We start from the raw sequence: 2779 nt of genomic DNA, 5'->3' as shown, positions 1-2779 counted from the left end.
CGCTCGCGGCGGGCGCGGCGGCTGTCGCCGGAAACAACGGTGTTGTCGCCGGGGGTCAGTGCGCGCACTTCCACCCGGCCGGTACCCCGCTGGGTGATGCCCAGCTTCACCGCCGCGGCATAACTGAGGTCGATCACCCGGCCCTCGTGGAACGGGCCACGGTCATTGACCCGCACCACCACCGATTCACCGTTGTCCAGATTGGTCACGCGGGCGAAGCTGGGCAGCGGCAGGGTCTTGTGCGCGGCGCTGAAGGTGTACATGTCGTAGACCTCGCGGTTGGAGGTCAGGCGGCCGTGGAACTTCTGTCCGTAGTAGGAGGCGGTGCCCTGCTCGACGTAGTCATCGACCCGGTCCATCACCCGGTAGGACTTGCCCAGCACCGAATACGGCGACTTGTTGCCCACCGGCGAGCGCGGCTCGCTGACCACCTCCGGCTCGGGAATGCAGGCCACGTTGGGCACATAGGTCGGCGTGCTGTCGCTGACCCCGGGCTTGTACAGGCCGCCGGCGGTGTAGTTGCCGCGCGTGGACAGGTCTTCCTGTGCCTTGGCATAGGGCGAACCGTCCGGGCACTGGCCGCCCGCGCTGCCTGTGCCCAGCACCACGGTGGCCGGGCGCTGGGCGCTGGAGCCGCTGGCACCGGCGGCGGATTTCTTCGGCGCGCTGCTGCAGGCGGCCAGCCCGAGCACGATCAACGCAGGGACCAGCCACTTGCTGTTCATGCCGGCGGAAGCTCCTTGCCGGCGATGGCCTGGGACAGCTGGAACACCGCCATCGCGTACATCTTGGAGATGTTGTAACGGGTGATCGCGTAGTAGTTCTGGAAGCCCAGCCAGTACTGCTTGCCGTCACTGCCTTCCAGGGTGACCGGGGTGGCCTTGGCATTGACCGCCAGCACCGGCGTGACCGGGCGGTAACCACGGGCCGCAAGCTCGGTCACTGTCAGGCTCGGCGTCCAGTCGGCCGGATTGAGCTCGGCGAACCCCGCCTGCAGCGTGGCCGGTACCGCCACCGTGCCGCCGCGGATCCAGCCGCCCTTCTTCACGAAATAGTTGGCGATGGAGGAGAACACGTCGTCGTAGTTGTTGAACAGGTCGCGACGGCCATCGCCATTGCCGTCCACCGCAAAGTCCAGATAGCTGGACGGCATGAACTGGCCCATGCCCATCGCCCCGGCATAGCTGCCCTTGAGAGCGGTGATGTCGAGCTGTTCCAGCTTGCCCAGCTCAAACAGCTTGGCCAGCTCGTCACGGAAGAACAGCTCGCGGCGCACCTCGCGCTCGAGCTTGGCCGGGTCGCCGCTGCGCGGGTAGTTGAAGGCCAGCGTGTACAGCGCATCGAGCACGCGGTGGTTGCCGGCGTTCTTGCCGTAGCTGGTTTCCACACCGATGATCGCCACGATCACCTCGGCCGGCACGCCGGTGCGTTCCTGCACCCGCAACAGCTCGTCGCGATGGTCGGCGAAGAACTGCCTGCCACCGTCGATCCGCGCCTGGCTGATGAACATCGGCCGGTATTCGTTCCAGGGTTTGACCCGCTCGGCCGGACGCGACATCGCCGCGATGATCGGCTGACGCACCTGCGCCTGGGCCAGTGTGGCCTCGATGTAGCCCGGCTCGATGCCGTAGCGGGCGGCGGTGTCGCGGATGAAATTGGCGCGGGCGGTCTCGAACGGCACCGGGGTCAGGTCCACCGGCGGCAGATCGGCCTTGGCCTCGGGGACCGCCTCGGCCGGGCCGGTGCCCGGCGTGATCGGCGTTCCCACCGGGGTGGCGGGAGGAACGGGGACCTGCGGCGGGGTCGCACAGGCGACCAGACCCAGGGTGATGCAGCAGATCAAAGCGCGTCGAATCATCAGGCGAGGTTAGCAGGTCAAAGATGAATTTCCATCAATAAGACCATGAATCCCAAGCAGATTGAAGCGCGGAAACGATGGCGGAAATTGCCGTTGCAGGACCGGAAATGGTCCCCTCGCCGCTGAATACGGCAATGCCTCCGCACCCGCCGCGCAAAAAAAAGCGCCGGCCGCGCCCCCATCCCCGCAGGCACAACCGGCGCTCAGGCCGGACTCCAATCGTGGAAGCGTGACATCTCCCCATGTCATGCCCTTGGATCCGACCAGTCGACGTGCCCGGAGCACCTGCCGACCATCGCGGCGCGACAGCGTCCGGCGACGGTCATTATTGTGAAGCGAAAGTTAAATCCAGTATTTGATCTGGATCAAAGCTTGCACATCCTGCCCATTCAACCGTGCACCGGACGATGCTCGCGCACCGCCATCACCAGCCCGAAGCCGGCCAGCAGCGACACCGCCGAGGTGCCGCCGTAGCTGATCAGCGGCATCGGCACGCCCACCACCGGCAACAATCCGGAGATCATGCCGCCGTTGACCAGGATGTAGACAAAGAACGCCAGGCCGGTGGACCCGGCCAGCAGCCGCGAGTAGCCGTCGCGCGATTCCACCGCGATCCACAGGCAGCGGCCGATCACGAACAGATACAGCGCCAGCACCACGGCCACGCCGATCCAGCCGAACTCCTCGCTCAGCACCGAGAAGGCGAAGTCGGTGGTCTGCTCGGGAATGAAATTCAGATGCGACTGCGAGCCCAGGCCCCAGCCCTTGCCGGTCAGCCCGCCGGAGCCAATGGCGATCTTGGACTGGATGATGTTCCAGCCCGCGCCCAGCGCATCGCTCTCCGGGTCCAGGAACATCAGGATGCGGTCCTTCTGGTAGGGCATCAGCAGCCAGAACCAGGCCACCGGCGCGGCCGCGGCC

3 protein-coding genes are annotated in these 2779 nt (G+C 66.2%); all 3 read right to left on the bottom strand.

The window, feature by feature from the left end; genetic code table 11:
• Positions 1 to 725 (bottom strand): septal ring lytic transglycosylase RlpA family protein (locus tag JCM9942_RS13520; RefSeq protein ID WP_157722929.1); only part of this gene is annotated, 725 nt, incomplete at its 3' end.
• Positions 722 to 1858: a lytic murein transglycosylase B gene (gene mltB / locus JCM9942_RS13515; protein ID WP_054660318.1), complete on the bottom strand. Its 1137-nt coding sequence runs from the start codon at positions 1856 to 1858 to the stop codon at positions 722 to 724. The genes JCM9942_RS13520 and mltB, both read right to left, overlap by 4 nt.
• A gap of 389 nt (positions 1859 to 2247) precedes the next feature.
• On the bottom strand, positions 2248 to 2779 hold a 532-nt coding region (locus JCM9942_RS13510), incomplete at its 5' end, for an FtsW/RodA/SpoVE family cell cycle protein (protein WP_172675118.1).

Source organism: Stenotrophomonas pictorum JCM 9942 (assembly GCF_001310775.1).
In the GTDB taxonomy this organism is placed as follows: domain Bacteria; phylum Pseudomonadota; class Gammaproteobacteria; order Xanthomonadales; family Xanthomonadaceae; genus Stenotrophomonas; species Stenotrophomonas pictorum.
This window is presented reverse-complemented; position numbering and strand designations above follow the sequence as displayed.